Source organism: Parabacteroides johnsonii DSM 18315 (genome assembly GCF_025151045.1).
GTDB lineage: Bacteria > Bacteroidota > Bacteroidia > Bacteroidales > Tannerellaceae > Parabacteroides > Parabacteroides johnsonii.
In genome coordinates, this window is record NZ_CP102285.1 from 1,296,971 (window position 1) to 1,314,143 (window position 17,173).

Below are 17,173 nucleotides of genomic sequence, written 5' to 3' on the forward strand. Positions count from 1 at the left end.
ATGAGAAAGTACATCGCAATAATCATCGCGTCGCTTGCCCTTTTTACAGGGCAGGCGCACGCCCAGCGGTGTCTGCCGAAGATGCAGGGCATCGAGGTGAGGGCGGACATGGCGGACGGCTTCAATCTCGGCGGCAAGGACGGCGGGTACAGCTTCGGGGCGGCTCTCTCCACCTACACGAAGAAGGGGAACAAGTGGGTGTTCGGTGGCGAATACCTGTTGAAGAACAATCCCTACAAGGACACCAAGATACCCGTGGCGCAGTTCACGGCGGAGGGCGGCTATTACTTCAAGATACTGTCGGACGCCCGAAAGATTGTTTTCGTCTATGCCGGGGCTTCGGCTCTCGCCGGATATGAGGCGGTAAATTGGGGGAAGAAGGTGCTGCATGACGGCTCCACGCTGCACGACCGGGACGCCTTCATCTACGGCGGTGCGCTGACGCTCGATGTGGAGTGTTACGTGGCAGACCGTATCGCCCTGCTTGCCAACCTGCGGGAGCGTTGCCTTTGGGGTGGCGACACACGGAAGTTCCACACGCAGTTCGGGGTCGGTATCAAGTTCATCATCAACTGACACGGGCATGGAAAGGACGGAAATAGATGCTGTCAGAAGGATGCCGCTTGCGGATTTTCTCGCACGGCTGGGGCATGAGCCTGTCAGAAGGAGCGGTAACGAGCTGTGGTATCTTGCCCCGTACAGGGGCGAGCGCACATCCTCTTTCCGTGTGAACGTGGCGAAACAGCTCTGGTACGACTTCGGTTTGGGCAAGGGCGGCGACATCTTCACGCTTGCCGGGGAGTTTCTGCAAAGCGATGACTTCATGAAGCAAGCGAAGTTCATAGCGGAAGCCGCCAATATGACGGTTGCCGGATGGGAAAAGCCCGTCTATCTCTCGAAGCCGACCGAATCCGTTTTTGAGGATGTGGAGGTCGCTCCGCTGCTCCGCTCACTGCTGACGGAGTATTTAGAGGAACGGGGCATCCCTTACGCCATCGCATCCCGTCACTGCTGCCGCTTGAACTACGGTGTGCGTGGGAAACGGTATTTTGCCGTTGGCTTTCCGAACATGGCAGGTGGCTATGAAGTCAGAAGCCGATATTTCAAGGGTTGCATACCTCCGAAGTCTGTATCACTGGTAAAGGCGAATGACATCCCGGCTGACGAGTGCCTCGTGTTCGAGGGCTTCATGGACTTTCTCTCTGCCGTGACGCTTGGTGTAACCGGTAACGCTGACTGTCTTGTGCTGAACTCAGTCGCCAACGTGGAGAAGGCGGCGGGATTGCTGGACGGATACGGGCGCATCGGCTGCTTCCTCGACCGTGACGAAGCCGGACGGCGGACGCTTGCCGCACTTACCATGCGATACGGGGAACGTGTCACCGACCGTTCCTCCCTCTATGACGGTTGCAAGGACTTGAACGAGTACCTGCAACTGACAACGAAAAAACAGAAAAACAACCATCTAAAAATCGAAGAACAATGAACATACTGAACAACAGAAACAAGAGAACATCAATATTCAAGGCAGTGGCGTTATGCCTGATAGCCGCCATGTCATTCACCCTCGTGTCATGTGACGATGACATGGACATCCAGCAGTCCTATCCCTTCACGGTGGAGGTCATGCCCGTGCCGAACAAGGTAGTAAAGGGGCAGACAGTGGAAATCCGCTGTGAACTGAAAAAGGAGGGCGACTTTTCGGGTACGCTCTATACCATCCGCTATTTCCAGTTCGAGGGGGAAGGCTCGCTCAAAATGGATAACGGCATCACCTTCCTGCCTAACGACCGCTACCTGCTGGAGAACGAAAAATTCCGCCTGTACTACACGGCGGCGGGTGATGAGGCGCATAATTTCATCGTGGTGGTGGAGGATAACTTTAGCAACTCCTACGAACTGGAATTTGACTTCAACAACAGGAATGTAAAGGACGACGATCTTACCATCGTTCCCATCGGCAACTTCAGCCCCTTGTTGAAATGATGCGTGTATTCATGACAATGCTCTGTTCACTTCTGACGGTCTGTTCTGTGTCCGCGCAGATCAGCCGCCAAGAGGGAACGGACGGGCAGGCGGCAATCTACCGACTGCCGCTTATGGAACGTGCTTTTTTATGCTGCCGCTACTTTGAAGGCTGGCACTCAGAAAAACACTACCCATACGTCGGTTGGGGTCACAAACTTTTGCCAAACGAGAAGTATTCGGCACGAACCATGACAAAACGGGATGCGGATGAACTTTTGCGGAAAGACCTGCGCAAATTTGTCGCCATGTTCCGTAAATTCGGGGTTGATTCGATTTTGCTTGGCACGTTAGCTTACAATGTGGGACCGGCGAAGCTGTTAGGCAGCAAAACAATCCCCAAAAGCACCTTAATCAAGAAGCTGGAAGCTGGTGACAGGAACATCTACCGTGAGTATATAGCCTTCTGCAACTACAAAGGAAAACGCCACGCCATGCTGCTCAAACGGAGAAAGGCGGAGTTTGCGCTGTTGTATATCCCATAAAAGGACTGACAAAACTGGCAAAAGACGTGCCATATTTAACTTGGCACGTCTTTTGCTCTATCACTTGATAGATTATCGTAGGATTTTCTCGTTAATTGACATCGTTGAGCCATTTTTGCCTATCGGTTTCCAAATAACACTTCAAGTTGTAAGTGTTGTGAGAGCAATACAAAACATAGTTATTAACCATAAAAAGTATAGCGAAATTATGAAGAAAGTATTTAGGAAAATTCAGAAAGGAACAACAAAAATGATTGAACGTATCAAATCGTTGGGGGAAATGGAGACGAAGCAGAAATGTGTAGTTCAACGGTTCGAGATTATCATTCCCCTCCACCAAAAAATAACGACCCAATATATAGCCTCCGCAAGTTTTACTTGCGGATTTTTTAGTTATCGCAGATTGGACAAAGGTTTCTTTGCTACTTTCTTTGTCCGCCATCATGCTCACTGAAAGAAAGTAGGGCGGCTCTCGCCGCCCCGCCACTCAAAAGCGTGTGTAAAGTCCCGTCACCATCGTGAACATTTCCTCCAGCATATCAAAATAGATACCCTCGTGTACGGCAATGTCCTTTGTCTTGCACTCAAAGGTCTTTTTGCTGAACGTCCTGCGGTAGAAGCGCATATTGTAGAGGTCTGCCCCTTCGTCATAGATGATGTCAAGGCGGTTGGCACTTGTTTTGTTCCTTGCAAGGCTCATCCGTAAGCCGTTGCCCATATCTATGAAATCACGGCTACCTGTCATGGCGGTGAAGCGTTTTCCGCCTATCTGCTGTAATATCGTCTTGGCTATCATATCTTTTGTTTTTAGGGTTTTAAGTATTGGCGGTGCGGACACCGCCATCCCGTTCAAAATTCTCGCATTTCGGAAATGGGGGTCTGCCGTTGTAGCCACTCTTTCACACATTCCATATTGTACTCGCTCGTGATGACTGCCGTATGGCTGTCGGTGGCGGTGAAACGTGTGCTTTCGTAATCATCTATCCACCCCTTGAGGGTGTCCGTTCCCCACGCTCCGGTATCGTCAAAGATACCGTCCAATGCCGTGATAGGTTCGCTGAACTTGACTATCAGCGTTTGATAGGTCGTGTTCATAGTCTGTCCTCCTTTCCCTTCTTTGCGTTCAGCCACTTGTCCCGTGCGGCTCGGCACTCGTCCAACGTGGGTTTGACACAAGAGAACAATTCTCTGTCTATGGGGTGGCGGTAGTCGTACTGCACAAGTGTCCGCCTGCGTCTTCCGATACCCGATTGGAAACGCTCGTATTTCTCCGTACCTGCTTCCGCGCAGGTGCTTACTCCGTTGATGGTCATTCGTGTTGTCATAATGTTGCTTTTTAGATGGTTAAAAATGTACTGACAGAACTCTGTTCTTCATCACCATTTCGGGGTTGCTTGTGTAGCGTTGGTGCAGGTAGAAATGGTGTGAGCCGAAGCCGTAAAGGAAAAACTTGTCAAGTTCGTGCTTCTCGGCAAACTCCTTTACGCTCTTTCTCAATTCCCCCTCACTCGTTGTGAGAGTGAGGAGGTTCACAAATTCAAGGAACATCGTGGGGATTGCATCATCCCACACACAAATCATACTTTCAATTCTTACTTCCATATCAATGTTGTTTTAGGGGTTATGCTATGCCGCTTTCATCCGCTCACGGATAAGGTTGGCGTTCTTGTTCACAAGGTCTATGATGCGCTCGTGATATTCGGTGTCCTGGTTGTGCTTGCCGTGGCACTGCACCACTTCGAGGGTTCGCAAGTCCACCTCTACGGTTTCAATAATCTCATCGCCAATCCTTGCCGATAGTATGAGGGTGTCGGCTTTCTTGTAGTATCCACTGCCAAACACGCAGATGCCCTGCGTCTTGCCCTCGTTGTAATACTCGTCTATGCTTTCAAGCACCTTGACGATTATTTCCTCGTCCGTGATTACCAAGCCGAAGAATTTGGATTTGTTGGCGATGAAATCCTCCGCATCTTTCTTTCGTTGGAGTTGTCGCTGTTGCTCACGCTCACGCCTTTCAATCTCCCAACGGCGTTGCTCTGCGGCTCTTTCCTTCTCGTGTATGGCTTCAATTTTTCGGGTTGCGTTGTCGTGTGCCGCCATGAAATCTTCGGGACAGATGTTCTTCGGGTTACGGAGGTCTTGACCGAGTTTTTTGAGCATACGCAGATAGTCGCACCACATTGAGAGGTTGTCTATCTGATACTTGTGACGCTTGGCAATCAGATATGATGCCCAACATTCATCGGCAGTACGGGTATTGAAAAGAAAGTGTTTCATGACCTCAATCTCACCGCCTTTCATAAGGGTTTCAATTCTTGGGTCTGAAAGCAAGGCTTTGAAAAGACGCACGGGGGAGATGCCGTGGAAATCGCCCTTGAAGCCGTTACGTCTGAGTTGGGGCAATATCCTCATCTTTGGATATGCACAGCTTCTTGCCACCACATCATCGTATAGGCTGTTGTGCGGTCTTACCTCCATATCGCTGCCTAATGCCCACACATCGCAATAGCAGAAAAGGAAGCCACGGAGCAACGCCATGTCCGTAACCTTGCCGTCGGGTGAAATCCAACGCTGCACGACCTCGTGGCAGTAGAAACGCATCGGTTCGCCTTTCCTGCTCTCGCATCTGACCTGCGCCACGCGGATTACCTGATACCCTTTGCAGGTGGTTATCACGCTGAAATTCTGCGTTTCCTTGTAGATGCGTCTGCGTGTGTCCTGCACTTTGAGTTCGGCATGGCATTTGGGGCAGGTGCAGCCTTCAAGGGTGTCGCATAGTCCGCTGTCGCTGTGCCACTCGTGACCGCAGTCGGAACAGGTGATGTTCCCTTTCTTGGTGCGGTAGCCGATATGCTCAACGCAGTGGCGGTATGCCCAATCTATTTGTGTCGCTGATATGGGGCGAAGGTTGGCGGAAAGTCTTGCCACCTCTTTCTGTATCTTGGTCTTCGGTTTCATAAGCCTAAATCAAATAATGAGGGTTGGGGTTGGTTTTCTTTTCTCGCTGACGGTCTGTGGCGGTTCTGCAACTTGCGGAGTTCCTCCTCTTGGTATTTGCGGACAGCGTTCTGACGTGCCTCCGCCTTTTCCTCTGCCGTGAGTTTCACAACGTGGTTCACAACCACTTGGCAGTCCATCGGTTTGCCCACCTCTATCTCGTTTTCCTCATAGTAGTGGATGGCTTGCCCGAATATCTCTCCGTCCGTGAAACCGTTGCAACCGCTTTTCTGCACATAGTTCAGAATGTGGGTCACGCACTCGTCCATGTTCTTGGCAGGGTTGCGGTACTTCTTTGCAAATAGCGCATCTTCCTCCGCACGCTGTTCCAAGTACATATATATCGTTCTCTTGAAATGGTCTGTTCCTTTCATATCGCTGTCATTTTTAGATTATCTGTTTCAGTATCTCTCTCCAATAGGTCGGCTCTACCTCGCTGAGAAGGAAGTCCATGAAATCCCTCCGTGCGTCCTTGTTCAGTTCGTGGTACAATCTTCGGAAAGTTTCAAAATTGCCGTTGATGTACGTTTCCACCATATACACGAAGATGTTGTCCACCTCGTAATATCTGCACTGCTGCGCTGCCGTCTTGCTGTTTCTTTTTGCCATGTCGGTAAGGGTTAAAGGGTGAATAACCAAAGGATGAAGCCAAAGAAGGCAATGGTGGAAAGGATAGCCACGATTACACCTATCGCCACTCGGAACACTCCGTTTACAATCTCTCTGATGATGCCCCAAAGGATGCCGAACACCCCGAAGGCGGTGCGCATCATCAAGCCGCATATCGCCAACCCGATGTGTTGCGCCATTTGTCTGAAATTTGCCGTTGCCGTCATATCTTCGCTGTTTTTGATTTTTTTGTTTTTAATGCGGATTCAAGAGCTGAGGGAGTTGAGTTTCAAACTATCTTATCTGCCTCTCGTTTATCCGACATTTTTTTTATGCGTCTTTCTGTCGCATCGGTCGTTTTCGTTTCGGGTGCTTGAAAAGGTAGGGATTAGGGAATGCAAGGTTTTTCGGTCAAAATACTACCCGCAGGGCTGGAGATTTTTACCGAAAACAGGAGGCTTGACCTTGCTTTCCCGTCCAATCCCGGAATTACCTTTGCGCCCAGAACGAAAATGACTGACTGATGCGGCTTACTGAAAGGCGCAAAATGGAGGTAAACGAAAACAGAGGCAGATTGTGTAGAAAAAAACTTCAGGGGAAAATCCGTAAAAAAAAGAATCACCAAAAGGAAAAAGACATCACCGGAAGCGTGAAAAGGGCAAACCACAACAAAGGAAGTATGATTGTTTCCGATCCGACGGAACTTGTTCAGCCGGGTGGCAACAATCATTCTTCCCGGTTTGTCCGGCTGTGTGTGGGCGCCTGTTTCATTCATGGGGCAGGCTGACACACTCTGCATTCACTTTCCGCTTCCGGCAAAAGAGACAGCGAAAAAAGAAAAATCATTTGAAAACCCGTAAAAGCACCTCTTGGCATAGGCGCAAAAGAAAGGGGCATTGCTTCATCTGTCTAAACATCGTTTAGGCGTGAGGCAATGCCCTTTTCTCCAGCTATGCGGTAGTCGGCACACGTTTGTTCCAAACTCGTTTTGGGCAATGGTGTGCCGACGGACAATACCGCTTTTACGGAAAATTCTTATGAATGAGGGGATAAAAAACGGGAGTTTATATCAAAATCTCGAATTAAATAGCTACTTTTGCATACGAAGAGTTCTTTGAAGGTTACGCAACGCGCAGAAGGATAATGCAGTAGATAACTAACTAAATCGTAACCTATTACTATCAAGAGCAATTAACCTACGCTCATTTCCAATAAATTACACTCTTTTCGTAACTTCTGTCTGCAAACATACGAATTAATTTACAATGTTGTTTCTCCTGCGTCTTAAAAACAAGTCGCTATGTGATCCATTCCGAACCAAGGCTAATATGAGTCGTCCTTCGTCTCGTTTGTAGATCAATAGCCAACCCGGAGTTATATGGCATTCACGACACTTCTGTAGTCCCCTTTTAGTGCGTGATCTTTATTTTTAGCAGGTAATTTTTTATCATTCATTAATAGGAGAATAATCTCGTTAAGTTTTGATTCATCTAACTGTCGTCGACGAGCCTGTTTAAGGTCTTTTAGATATTGATGGGTAAATTCGAGTGTGTATTTCATTTTTTTACTTTATCAAGATAATGGAAAAAGAGACTTATTTGTTACGGTAAGGTTTCTTTTGGGCATAAATGTTTGCTTTCCGCCGGATCTGTGAGTACTTTTGTATAATATCAATACATTAATACCATGTTAAACAAATTAGATTATTCTTTGGTTCCGAACGATTTTGCACTCTGTTTTAATGGGAAATGCTTGCATGCTTCCACCTGTCTGCGCTATCAGGCTTCGCGGTATATTCCGAAAGAACGCTGGGCGGTGAAGGTGGTCAACCCGGACCGTGTTGTTCCCGATGGTGATTGTTCCGGATTCATGGACGACAGTCCGTTGAAAAACGCCTATGGTATGGAGCATTTGCTGGATAATGTCCCTTATCGCCAGGCAAAAGAAATACGGCGGGAGATGCGGGAATATTTCGGGACTACTCATTTTTACCGCTTAACGCGCAAGGAGCGTCGTTTTACTCCCGAAGACCAGCAGTATGTACGTGACCTGCTCCGTCAATACGGTATCGAAGAGGAACCAGTCTTCGACCGGTATGAAGAAAATTTCGGTTGGGAACGCTATTCTGATACCATTGCATGAAAAAGTAGTTTCCACCGCATGAAAATAAATTTTCTATAGCGGGAAAATAAATTTTCATGCGGTGGAAAATTTATTTTCACTGTTTGGAGAAAGGTGAAACATTTTGGTGTTTCTAAAGAGAACCTACCTCGTGTATTTTGATAAAAGTCGTTCCACAGTAAAAAGTATCCATAAAACCGTAATTTGTATCCTTTTTGTATGAATGAAGCCCTGTAATTTTGTTCCCGAAAGAAAACGAACAAAAATCAAATCAGAAATTTGAAAATATGGAAACAACAAAAACAGTGCTGACTTCCGGAGGGCGTATTACAGTGATTGATGCCTTGCGTGGTTTTTCTCTTATCGGTATTTGCCTGATTCATTCTATGCAACATTTCGGAGCTATGGGGACGATGACGCCTCAGGAAATGTTCCCGTGGGAGGGAACGATGAACGAAATTTTCAGATGGTGTATCAACTATCTTGTTTTCGGGAAGTTTTTCATTATTTTCTCTTGTCTGTTCGGCTTGAGTTTCTTTATCCAGATGGATCGGGCGGCCAAAAAAGGGGTAGATTTCCGTCCTCGCTTTCTGTGGAGATTGGTGTTGTTGTTGGCCATCGGCTATTTGCACGGCTTGTTTGTCCGGGTGGACATCCTGCTGATATATGCGTTGCTGGGCTTCCTTTTGGTGTTGATGTATAAATGGCCGACCAAGCTGCTGGCCGGGATCACGCTGTTCCTCTTTCTGGGAGGTGCCACGCTTGTTCCTGTAGCCTATAAGAGTCTGACAACTCCGGCGACGGAACAGGTAGAGCGTGTACCCGAAAGAGCGGTCTCCCGTCCGGCTGCTCCCCGCCAGGCACCGACTCTTTCCGAAATGGTCTCGAACAATGCTTGGGACGGGGTAGTCGGGAAAATGAGGTTCCAGTTCTCCAGTGGTCGTATCTATCTGACTTTGGGACTTTTTGTCTTAGGGTTCATCGTAGGGCGTATCCGTCTGTTCGAACGCTTGGACGAGTTTCGCAGCCGGCTGAACCGCGGAGGGCTGTTGGCTCTTATAGGATTGGGACTATTATATATGATACAGTCTTACCTCGCGCCTGTGTCTTGGCGCGAAGTCTCTTTTAACGCGTGGATGGGATCGACCGTGACCAATCTGATTAACTTACTGACGGCTTATTTATGGGTGGTTGTCGTGATAGAGGCATATCGTTTTCGAAAGGTGCAGCAGGCGATGACACCGTTAGTCAGCTATGGTCGTATGGGGTTGACGAATTATATCGTACAGTCTGTGATCGGTGTCTTTATTTTTTCCGGTTTCGGGTTGGATTGGAGCCATCTGGGCGTTTTTCTGAGTGTATTGGTTTGCCTTGTTTATACGGGTGTGCAGATTGTGCTGAGTCATTATTGGCTGAAGAACTTCCGCTATGGTCCGATGGAATGGTTGTGGCGAACCGGAACTTATTTGAAATGGCAGCCGTTGCTCAGGTGATTGTTTAGAGTGGCTTTTTGAGGAAAAAGACCTATATTTGTAAATTCAATCGATAAAGTTAACTCAAAAGACATCGTGTATATGGAAAAACAAAAACAGTCCCGGCGGCTGCTATCGCTGGATGCCCTGAGGGGTTTCGATATGTTCTTTATTATGGGAGGTGCTTCCCTTTTTGTTGCGTTGGCAACGTTGTTTCCGAATCCTTTTTTTCAGGTGATAGGTGACCAGATGCATCATGTGAAGTGGGACGGGCTGACACACCACGACACGATCTTCCCGCTGTTTTTGTTTATTGCCGGTATCTCGTTTCCTTTCTCATTGGAGAAGCAGCGGGAGCAGGGAAAGACGGATGCCGATATCTATAGGAAGATTATCCGCCGCGGACTGACACTGGTGGTGTTGGGTTTCGTCTACAACGGATTGCTGAATTTCGATTTTGAGCATCAGCGCTACGCCAGCGTGCTGGGACGGATCGGTCTGGCATGGATGTTCGGGGCGTTGATCTTTGTCAATACGCGGACGATCACACGTGTCTGGATCACGGTGGCTATCCTGGTCGGTTACTGGTTGCTGTTGGCTTTTGTTCCGGCGCCGGATGGCAACGGGGCAGGAGTCTTCACGATGGAAGGCTCGCTGGTCGGCTATGTGGACCGGTTACTGCTGCCCGGACGCCTGCACTTGACGGTGCATGATCCTGAAGGAATTCTGTCGACTGTGCCTGCGGTTGCGACCGCCCTGTTAGGCATGTTTACGGGTGAGTTCATCAAGATGCAGAGGGAAGGGTTGACGGACAAGAAGAAGGTGGGCGGACTGGTTATCGCCGGAGCCGTCCTGTTGGCTGTCGGTTTGCTTTGGAGCCTTTTCTTTCCGATCAATAAGAACCTGTGGACAAGTTCATTCGTCTGTGTTGTCGGAGCATACTCCGTGTGGATGTTTGCGCTGTTTTTTTATGTTGTCGATGTGTTGGAGTTTCGTAAATGGACCTTGTTTTTTAAGGTGATCGGTGTGAACTCTATCACGATCTATCTGGCCCAGGAGTTCGTCAATTTCTCTTTCACCTCCGACGCTTTGTTCGGTGGGCTTGCCGGACTGATGCCGGAGGCCGTTCAGCCGTTGATCGTCTCGGTCGGCTATATTGCCGTCTGTTGGGGATTCCTGTACTTCTTGTATCGTCAACGAATTTTCCTGAAAGTGTGAGAAGATTTATGATTTCAGATTTATGATTTATGACCAGAAAACATAACATTAAACATAAATCTGAAATCTTTTTTATACAAATCATAAATCATAAATCATAAATCATAAATCATAAATCATAAATCATAATGAACTCTACTTATAAACGCTTGGAGTCGCTCGACGTATTGCGTGGCTTCGATTTGTTCTGCCTGGTGGCGCTGGAAGGGATTCTGCATCCTCTCGGACGTGCGATAGATGCGTCGTGGTATAATGACTTTCTGTGGGGTTTCTCGCATGTGCAGTGGGAAGGGTTCTCTTCGTGGGACCTGGTGATGCCGCTCTTCATGTTCATGGCGGGCGTGTCGATGCCGTTTGCTCTTTCCCGCTATAAGGCGATGCCGGATAAATGGGCGGTGTACCGTCGTATCATCAAGCGCGTGGCATTGCTCTGGATCTTCGGCATGATGTGCCAGGGAAACCTGTTAGGATTGGACCCGGGCCGGATTTATCTTTATTCGAACACGTTGCAGGCGATTGCGATGGGTTACCTGATCGCAGCCATGCTGTTCCTGCATGTGCGGCTTTCCGTACAGATCGGGACGGCGGTTGCCCTCTTGCTGGTCTATTGGGGAGCGATGCAGTTTATTACGGTTGACGGTTATGGAGGGGGTAATTACACGCCCGACGGAAATTTGGCCGAATGGGTGGACCGTACTGTGCTGGGACGGTTCCGGGATGCTGCCGTGGTCGAGAACGGACAGGTCGTATTTGCCGAATCATATCGCTATACCTGGATACTGAGCAGCCTGAACTTCGGGGTGACGGTGCTGACCGGGCTTTTCGCCGGACAGATCCTGAAAAGCGCGATGGATCAGAAACGTAAATGGCAATGGCTGTTAGGGATCGGCGTGGCGATGGTTGCCTTAGGTTGGCTGTGGGGATTGCAGCTTCCGGTGATCAAGAAGATATGGACGAGTTCGATGGTGCTGGTCAGTAGCGGTTACTGCTTCCTGCTGATGGGCGTGTTCTATTATTGGATCGATTATAAAGGACACCGGAAGAACCTGACCTGGCTGAAAGTCTACGGCATGAATTCGATTGTCGCCTATATGCTGGCTAACGTGATTAGTTTCAGATGTATAGGGACATCTCTTTTTCATGGCCTCGAACAATATACAGAAAATTATTATCCGGCTTTGATTGCAGCGTCGAACGCATTGATTATTTATGTAATTTTGTGGCTGCTTTATAAGCGGAATATATTTTTAAAGGTGTGAAAGGATTTATGATTTATAATTTATGATTTATCATCAATGCATAAACTATAAATCGTAAATCATAAATTATAAATCATAAATTATAAATTATAAATCTCAAAACAATGGAATCAATCAAACAAATATACCGGATCGGTCACGGGCCGTCCAGTAGCCACACGATGGGGCCGATGCGTGCCGCCCGGATGTTTCTGGAACGCAATCGGGGTGCTGTGCGGTTTAACGTTACGCTCTATGGTAGTCTGGCGGCCACAGGCAAAGGTCACATGACAGATGCGGCAATTCTCGAAGTTTTGAGCCCAGTGGCCAAGACCGATATCACCTGGGAACCGAAGGTGTTCCTGCCTTTCCACCCGAACGGCATCTTGTTCCAGTCGTTTGACGAAAGCGGAGAGGAACTGGATAACTGGACGATCTACAGTATCGGAGGCGGAACGCTGGCAAACGAAACCTACAATGAGCTGACGCAGGGCCAGGTCTACGAAATGCACACCATTAAGGACATACAGGCTTGGTGCGAAAAAACAGGCCATTCCTACTGGGAATATGTCGAACAGTGCGAAGGACCGCAGATATGGGACTATCTGACCGAAGTATGGGAAGTGATGCAGCAGGCAGTCCGTAACGGGCTCGAGGCCGAGGGAATTTTGCCCGGTGGCCTGGGAATCCGGCGTAAGGCATCCGACTATATGATCCGTGCCAAAGGGTATGGCAGCAGCATCAAAAGCCGTGGGATGGTCTATGCGTATGCGTTGGCCGTTTCCGAGGAGAATGCTTGCGGAGGTAAGATCGTGACGGCTCCGACCTGCGGTTCGTGCGGTGTGATGCCGGCTGTGCTCTATCATTTGAAAGAGTCGCGCGATTTTCGTGATTCCCGCATCTTGCGGGCGTTGGCTACTGCCGGGTTGTTCGGTAATGTGGTCCGTACGAATGCATCCGTTTCCGGAGCCGAGGTAGGATGCCAAGGAGAGGTCGGTGTGGCTTGTGCTATGGCGGCTGCGGCAGCCAGCCAGTTGTTCGGGGGAACGCCTGCCCAGATTGAGTATGCGGCCGAGATGGGGCTGGAGCATCACTTGGGATTGACTTGCGACCCTGTTTGCGGATTGGTCCAGATTCCCTGTATCGAGCGTAATGCCTTTGCGGCAGCCCGTGCGCTGGATGCAAACACCTTCTCCAACTTCTCCGATGGCAAGCATCGGGTAAGTTTCGACCAGGTGGTGGAAGTGATGCGTCAGACCGGAAACGACTTGCCGAGTCTTTATAAGGAAACATCCGAAGGAGGGTTGGCTAAGAATATGGAACAGAAATGAAAAGATTTATGATTTATAATTTATGATTTATGTGTTGATACGCTTTATATCGCATAAATCATAAATTATAAATCATAAATCATAAATTAAATCAAGGAATCATAAATGAAAAAAAGTATATATATGCTATTGTGTGCTGCCGCGTTAGTCTCGTGCGGGCAGCCGAAACAACAACAAGAGGCTGTTGCAGATGTTGCGACCAGTGGTAATCCGATATTCGAGGGTTGGTATGCCGATCCGGAAGGGATCATTTATGGTGACACCTACTGGGTTTTCCCGACTTGGAGCGATGCGTATGAGAAGCAGACGCATTTTGACTGCTTTTCGTCTAAGGATTTGGTGAATTGGACGAAGCATTCCTCTGTACTCGATACCTCTGCCGTGAAATGGGCGAAGCGAGCTATGTGGGCGCCGTCTATCATCAATAAGGATGGCAAATATTATTTCTTCTTCGGAGCCAACGACGTGCACGAGGGCGAAGTGGGAGGAATTGGAGTTGCTGTCAGCGACCGCCCGGAAGGTCCGTATAAGGACTTGTTAGGCAAACCGCTTATCAACGAGATTGTGAATGGGGCACAGCCGATCGACCAGTTTGTTTTCCGTGACGACGACGGTCGCTACTATATGTATTATGGTGGCTGGGGACATTGCAATGTCGTTCTCCTGAACGATGACTTCACCGGATTGGTGCCTTTTGAAGACGGGACGGTCTATAAGGAGGTGACACCGGATAAATATGTGGAAGGTCCGTTTATGTTTAAGAAGAATGGCAAATACTATTTTATGTGGAGCGAAGGAGGCTGGACCGGTCCCGATTATTGTGTCGCATACGCGATTGCCGATTCACCTTTCGGACCTTTCGAGCGTGTCGCCACGATTCTTGAGCAGGATTCGACGATAGCGAGGGGAGCCGGACATCATTCCGTCTTGCATGTCCCGAATACTGAAGATTATTATATCGTCTACCATCGTCGCCCGCTGAACGACAATACTCGCGACCACCGTGTGACTTGTATCGACCGGATGACTTTCGATGAGAATGGATTTATAAATCCTGTTAAAATGACTTTCGAAGGTGTTCCCGCCCGTACAATAGATAAGTAAGAAGAGTTAATCGCTAAAAGATATTAAAACAGGAGTGTAGCTATTGCACTCCTGTTTTTTTATACTACTTTTGACACATGTGTCAGACTTTAGTGAGAAAATATTTAATAACATTATAGCGATGAGTACAGAAGAACTTCAGGACATGGAAAGCCGGGTTATCGAAGCGGCGAAACGGGTGTTTGTCAGGAAAGGGTATGAGGCGACCAAGATGGGAGATATCGCTCTTGAGGTTGGGATCAGCCGTACGGCCATGCACTATTATTTCCGGACGAAAGAGATGCTTTTCGATGCGATCTTCGGCCAGTTGATGGATGCGTTGTTGCCCAATATCGGGGTGATTGTAAGTGAGCCGACCTCTTTTCTGGAAAAGATTCCGAAGATTGTGGAACAGTACACGGCGATGATTCAGGCCAATCCGCTGTTTCCGATCTTTGTGGTGAATGAGTTTAACCGTGATCCGGAGCATTTATACAAGACGATCTTGAAAGATCCGGAGAAAGTCAAGCCGTTATTGCTCTTGCAAAAACAGATGCGGGAAGAAATGGAACGGGGATTGCTGAAAAAGGTTCCGCTGGTCTATACAGCTTCCACGCTGTTGAGCCTGATCGTCTTTCCGATGTTGGCAAGGAATCCGCTCACGAGTGCTTTCTTTGAAGGCGATCCCCGGAAATTCGAGGATTTCTTACAGGAACGAGAGACTTTTATCACGGATGTCATGGTCCGGTTGCTGACGCCGGACGAGACACAAACCGTAAAAAATGAATAAAAGGAGGATGCATATGAAACAGACATTCCTGCATGGCTGGAAACAGATCGCCCTGTTACTCGTTTTTCCCCTTATGGCGGAAGGAGCGGGAGCACAGGAGCGTATTACACTGGGCGAGTGCTACGAATGGGCGCATGCCAATTATCCGCAGATACGCCAGTATGGGCTGATCGAACAGACTGAACGGTATAACCTCTCCAATGCCGCCAAAGGCTGGATGCCACAACTCTCGGTCAATGCGAAGGCGACGTACCAGAGCGATGTGACGAAGCTGCCGTTCGATGCCGATAAGCTGTCGGCGATCATCCCCGGAATCGAGATCCCGACACTTAGCAAGGATCAGTATCAGGTCGTGGCCGAAGTGAATCAGACGATCTGGGACGGTGGTGTGATCCGTTCCACCCGTCAGTTGACAGAGGCACAGGCGACAGCTGACCGGGAACAGCTGAACAGCGACCTTTATACCTTGAACGACCGGGTGAACCAGCTTTATTTCGGTTGTCTCTTGCAGGACGAGCTGATCCGCCAGAACGGTTTGCTACAGAAAGAGTTGCAGATCAATATCGACCGTATCTCGGCCATGATGGAGAACGGTGTTGCCAATCAGTCCGACCGCGAAAGCATGGAAGTCGAATTGTTGAACGCCCGCCAGAAAGAGATCGAACTGAAGGCGGCCCGTTCGGCTTATGGCAAGATGCTGGCTGCCTTGATCGGTCGCCCGGATGCCGGAACGTTCGTGCTGGAAGTTCCTTCGCTGCCGGAGGCTCCTTCGTTGTCACCTGTGATCAACCGGCCGGAACTTCGTGCGTTGGATGCTAAAAGTGATCTGCTCGAACTGCAGAACAAGCAGTTGACTGCCGGCCTGATGCCTCGTATCGGTGCTTTCTTCCAGGGTGGTTACGGTCGGCCGGGGTTGAATATGCTGGAAGACAGTTTCAGTCCGTTCTATGTCGCCGGTGTCCGTCTGAGTTGGAATATGGGTAAATTGTATACCTTGAAGAACGATCGCCGGAAGATTGCCACGAACCGGCAGGCGGTGGAGATTGGGCGGGAGACATTCCTCTTTAACACCCGTCTCCAACTGATGCAGCAGAACACAGAGATCAAGAAAATGACTGATCTGATGAAAGCCGACGATGAGATCATCCGCCTCCGCTCCAGTATCAAGAAGGCGGCCGAGGTCAAATTGGCGAACGGCGTGATCTCCGTCACCGATCTTATCCGCGAGATCAACTCTGAAGATCTGGCCCGCCAGGCGGCAGCCGCACACCGGATACAACAGTTGCAATCTATCTATAATTATATGTATACGACAAATGAAGGATACAAATGATGATTTACCAGTTACTTTTCTCTTGAAAGAAAAGTAACCAAAAGTTCAAGGCTTAACCTGGCGAGCTACTCCGTTCCCTTCGTTCGCTGTCGCGTCTGAAACTCGCTTCGCTCAAACAGCAGACGCTCCGGGCGGTCACTGCGGTCACTGCGCTTAACGCTCACCAGCTTAGGCCGAAAATAGAGCCTGACGGCTCTTTGAGGATGGCCGATACCGCCTGTTATATTAGGTGTCGGCATCGGCCATCCCAAGAGAAAGCGCAGCTTTCTAAGAAAGGCCTAAGCGGGTGGGCGTCAAGCGGAGGGTAAAGGCGGAGCGTCCGGAGTCTGCGCTGTCTGAGCGAAGCGAGTTTCGCAGGCGACAGCGTAGCCTTTGCCCGGAGTAGCCCAGCTGGTTAAGCCTTGATCTTTTGGTTACTTTTGGATCAAGCCAAAAGTAACAGATAAATCATTATTTTATGAAATTAAATAC

Annotated in this window: 22 protein-coding genes and 1 pseudogene; 13 read left to right on the forward strand and 10 right to left on the reverse strand. The window is 48.9% G+C overall.

What is annotated here, in order from left to right:
* The 5 genes from NQ564_RS05265 (at position 1) to NQ564_RS19315 (ending at position 2,964) form a co-directional block, all read left to right on the forward strand.
* Positions 1-576 carry a conjugal transfer protein TraO gene (locus NQ564_RS05265; protein WP_004291523.1) on the forward strand — a complete coding sequence of 192 codons (576 nt, stop codon included), beginning with the start codon at positions 1-3 and terminating at the stop codon, positions 574-576.
* Between the two features lie 7 nt (positions 577-583).
* Positions 584-1,486: a toprim domain-containing protein gene (locus NQ564_RS05270; protein WP_004291524.1), complete on the forward strand. Its 903-nt coding sequence runs from the start codon at positions 584-586 to the stop codon at positions 1,484-1,486.
* Positions 1,483-1,986, forward strand: a complete 504-nt coding sequence (locus tag NQ564_RS05275; RefSeq protein ID WP_004291525.1) for a DUF3872 domain-containing protein — start codon at positions 1,483-1,485, stop codon at positions 1,984-1,986. The genes NQ564_RS05270 and NQ564_RS05275 overlap by 4 nt, the downstream gene beginning before the upstream one ends.
* Positions 1,983-2,510, forward strand: a complete 528-nt coding sequence (locus NQ564_RS05280) for a glycoside hydrolase family protein (protein WP_004291526.1) — start codon at positions 1,983-1,985, stop codon at positions 2,508-2,510. Before NQ564_RS05275 ends, NQ564_RS05280 begins: the two co-directional genes overlap by 4 nt.
* Positions 2,511-2,574: 64 nt before the next feature.
* Entirely contained in the window at positions 2,575-2,964 is a 390-nt protein-coding gene (locus NQ564_RS19315) for a hypothetical protein (RefSeq protein ID WP_004291527.1), read from the forward strand.
* A 33-nt stretch (positions 2,965-2,997) separates the two neighbouring features.
* On the opposite strand, the gene NQ564_RS05290 is transcribed toward NQ564_RS19315, so the two are convergent.
* The 10 genes and pseudogenes from NQ564_RS05290 to NQ564_RS05335 all read right to left on the reverse strand — a co-directional run.
* Positions 2,998-3,306 carry a hypothetical protein gene (locus tag NQ564_RS05290; RefSeq protein WP_004304290.1) on the reverse strand — a complete coding sequence of 103 codons (309 nt, stop codon included), beginning with the start codon at positions 3,304-3,306 and terminating at the stop codon, positions 2,998-3,000.
* 53 nt (positions 3,307-3,359) lie between these two features.
* Positions 3,360-3,605: a DUF6956 domain-containing protein gene (locus NQ564_RS05295; protein WP_004291529.1), complete on the reverse strand. Its 246-nt coding sequence runs from the start codon at positions 3,603-3,605 to the stop codon at positions 3,360-3,362.
* Positions 3,602-3,835 carry a DUF3873 domain-containing protein gene (locus tag NQ564_RS05300; RefSeq protein WP_004304291.1) on the reverse strand — a complete coding sequence of 78 codons (234 nt, stop codon included), beginning with the start codon at positions 3,833-3,835 and terminating at the stop codon, positions 3,602-3,604. Before NQ564_RS05300 ends, NQ564_RS05295 begins: the two co-directional genes overlap by 4 nt.
* 19 nt (positions 3,836-3,854) lie before the next feature.
* Positions 3,855-4,112: a hypothetical protein gene (locus tag NQ564_RS05305; RefSeq protein WP_004291531.1), complete on the reverse strand. Its 258-nt coding sequence runs from the start codon at positions 4,110-4,112 to the stop codon at positions 3,855-3,857.
* 24 nt (positions 4,113-4,136) lie between these two features.
* Positions 4,137-5,468 carry a PcfJ domain-containing protein gene (locus NQ564_RS05310; protein WP_004291532.1) on the reverse strand — a complete coding sequence of 444 codons (1,332 nt, stop codon included), beginning with the start codon at positions 5,466-5,468 and terminating at the stop codon, positions 4,137-4,139.
* Complete coding sequence (locus NQ564_RS05315; protein ID WP_004291533.1) at positions 5,465-5,881, reverse strand: PcfK-like family protein; 417 nt, start codon at positions 5,879-5,881, stop codon at positions 5,465-5,467. The genes NQ564_RS05310 and NQ564_RS05315 overlap by 4 nt, the downstream gene beginning before the upstream one ends.
* A 13-nt stretch (positions 5,882-5,894) precedes the next feature.
* A complete protein-coding gene (locus NQ564_RS05320) occupies positions 5,895-6,116 on the reverse strand; it encodes a hypothetical protein (RefSeq protein ID WP_004291534.1) in 222 nt (73 codons plus the stop codon).
* A gap of 11 nt (positions 6,117-6,127) precedes the next feature.
* Complete coding sequence (locus tag NQ564_RS05325) at positions 6,128-6,343, reverse strand: hypothetical protein (RefSeq protein ID WP_004291535.1); 216 nt, start codon at positions 6,341-6,343, stop codon at positions 6,128-6,130.
* A gap of 1,028 nt (positions 6,344-7,371) precedes the next feature.
* Positions 7,372-7,476, reverse strand: coding sequence for a type II toxin-antitoxin system RelE/ParE family toxin (locus NQ564_RS05330; RefSeq protein WP_233441443.1), 105 nt, complete (start codon positions 7,474-7,476; stop codon positions 7,372-7,374).
* Positions 7,465-7,676, reverse strand: a pseudogene (locus tag NQ564_RS05335) (type II toxin-antitoxin system YafQ family toxin); the annotation flags it as partial. The gene NQ564_RS05330 and the pseudogene NQ564_RS05335, both read right to left, overlap by 12 nt.
* A gap of 126 nt (positions 7,677-7,802) precedes the next feature.
* Here NQ564_RS05335 and NQ564_RS05340 point away from each other — a divergent pair.
* The 8 genes from NQ564_RS05340 (at position 7,803) to NQ564_RS05375 (ending at position 16,702) form a co-directional block, all read left to right on the forward strand.
* Positions 7,803-8,258 carry a DUF6078 family protein gene (locus tag NQ564_RS05340; protein ID WP_008148403.1) on the forward strand — a complete coding sequence of 152 codons (456 nt, stop codon included), beginning with the start codon at positions 7,803-7,805 and terminating at the stop codon, positions 8,256-8,258.
* A gap of 266 nt (positions 8,259-8,524) precedes the next feature.
* Positions 8,525-9,730, forward strand: coding sequence for a DUF418 domain-containing protein (locus tag NQ564_RS05345; RefSeq protein WP_039848137.1), 1,206 nt, complete (start codon positions 8,525-8,527; stop codon positions 9,728-9,730).
* A gap of 81 nt (positions 9,731-9,811) precedes the next feature.
* Positions 9,812-10,927, forward strand: coding sequence for an acyltransferase family protein (locus NQ564_RS05350; RefSeq protein ID WP_008148399.1), 1,116 nt, complete (start codon positions 9,812-9,814; stop codon positions 10,925-10,927).
* Positions 10,928-11,055: 128 nt separating this feature from the next.
* Positions 11,056-12,186, forward strand: coding sequence for an acyltransferase family protein (locus NQ564_RS05355; protein ID WP_008148396.1), 1,131 nt, complete (start codon positions 11,056-11,058; stop codon positions 12,184-12,186).
* 104 nt (positions 12,187-12,290) lie between these two features.
* Positions 12,291-13,496, forward strand: a complete 1,206-nt coding sequence (locus tag NQ564_RS05360; protein ID WP_008158041.1) for an L-serine ammonia-lyase — start codon at positions 12,291-12,293, stop codon at positions 13,494-13,496.
* A gap of 123 nt (positions 13,497-13,619) precedes the next feature.
* On the forward strand, positions 13,620-14,600 hold the full coding sequence (locus tag NQ564_RS05365) for a glycoside hydrolase family 43 protein (protein ID WP_370009012.1): 981 nt from the start codon (positions 13,620-13,622) through the stop codon (positions 14,598-14,600).
* Between the two features lie 121 nt (positions 14,601-14,721).
* Positions 14,722-15,369 (forward strand): TetR/AcrR family transcriptional regulator, encoded by a 648-nt coding sequence (locus tag NQ564_RS05370; protein WP_039848116.1) that lies wholly within the window; start codon positions 14,722-14,724, stop codon positions 15,367-15,369.
* Between the two features lie 13 nt (positions 15,370-15,382).
* Positions 15,383-16,702, forward strand: a complete 1,320-nt coding sequence (locus NQ564_RS05375; protein WP_039848136.1) for a TolC family protein — start codon at positions 15,383-15,385, stop codon at positions 16,700-16,702.
* Positions 16,703-17,173 lie beyond the last annotated feature (471 nt).

Bases quoted from the DNA above. Each gene is read 5' to 3' on its own strand.
- NQ564_RS05270 (WP_004291524.1), top strand. From the start codon at position 584: ATGGAAAGGACGGAAATAGATGCTGTCAGAAGGATGCCGCTTGCGGAT.
- NQ564_RS05275 (WP_004291525.1), top strand. From the start codon at position 1,483: ATGAACATACTGAACAACAGAAACAAGAGAACATCAATATTCAAGGCA.
- NQ564_RS05265 (WP_004291523.1), top strand. From the start codon at position 1: ATGAGAAAGTACATCGCAATAATCATCGCGTCGCTTGCCCTTTTTACA.
- NQ564_RS05370 (WP_039848116.1), top strand. From the start codon at position 14,722: ATGAGTACAGAAGAACTTCAGGACATGGAAAGCCGGGTTATCGAAGCG.
- NQ564_RS05375 (WP_039848136.1), top strand. From the start codon at position 15,383: ATGAAACAGACATTCCTGCATGGCTGGAAACAGATCGCCCTGTTACTC.
- NQ564_RS05350 (WP_008148399.1), top strand. From the start codon at position 9,812: ATGGAAAAACAAAAACAGTCCCGGCGGCTGCTATCGCTGGATGCCCTG.
- NQ564_RS05365 (WP_370009012.1), top strand. From the start codon at position 13,620: ATGCTATTGTGTGCTGCCGCGTTAGTCTCGTGCGGGCAGCCGAAACAA.
- NQ564_RS05315 (WP_004291533.1), bottom strand. From the start codon at position 5,881: ATGAAAGGAACAGACCATTTCAAGAGAACGATATATATGTACTTGGAA.
- NQ564_RS05355 (WP_008148396.1), top strand. From the start codon at position 11,056: ATGAACTCTACTTATAAACGCTTGGAGTCGCTCGACGTATTGCGTGGC.
- NQ564_RS05360 (WP_008158041.1), top strand. From the start codon at position 12,291: ATGGAATCAATCAAACAAATATACCGGATCGGTCACGGGCCGTCCAGT.
- NQ564_RS05300 (WP_004304291.1), bottom strand. From the start codon at position 3,835: ATGACAACACGAATGACCATCAACGGAGTAAGCACCTGCGCGGAAGCA.
- NQ564_RS05305 (WP_004291531.1), bottom strand. From the start codon at position 4,112: ATGGAAGTAAGAATTGAAAGTATGATTTGTGTGTGGGATGATGCAATC.
- NQ564_RS05280 (WP_004291526.1), top strand. From the start codon at position 1,983: ATGATGCGTGTATTCATGACAATGCTCTGTTCACTTCTGACGGTCTGT.
- NQ564_RS05320 (WP_004291534.1), bottom strand. From the start codon at position 6,116: ATGGCAAAAAGAAACAGCAAGACGGCAGCGCAGCAGTGCAGATATTAC.
- NQ564_RS05290 (WP_004304290.1), bottom strand. From the start codon at position 3,306: ATGATAGCCAAGACGATATTACAGCAGATAGGCGGAAAACGCTTCACC.
- NQ564_RS05310 (WP_004291532.1), bottom strand. From the start codon at position 5,468: ATGAAACCGAAGACCAAGATACAGAAAGAGGTGGCAAGACTTTCCGCC.
- NQ564_RS05325 (WP_004291535.1), bottom strand. From the start codon at position 6,343: ATGACGGCAACGGCAAATTTCAGACAAATGGCGCAACACATCGGGTTG.
- NQ564_RS05295 (WP_004291529.1), bottom strand. From the start codon at position 3,605: ATGAACACGACCTATCAAACGCTGATAGTCAAGTTCAGCGAACCTATC.
- NQ564_RS05340 (WP_008148403.1), top strand. From the start codon at position 7,803: ATGTTAAACAAATTAGATTATTCTTTGGTTCCGAACGATTTTGCACTC.
- NQ564_RS05345 (WP_039848137.1), top strand. From the start codon at position 8,525: ATGGAAACAACAAAAACAGTGCTGACTTCCGGAGGGCGTATTACAGTG.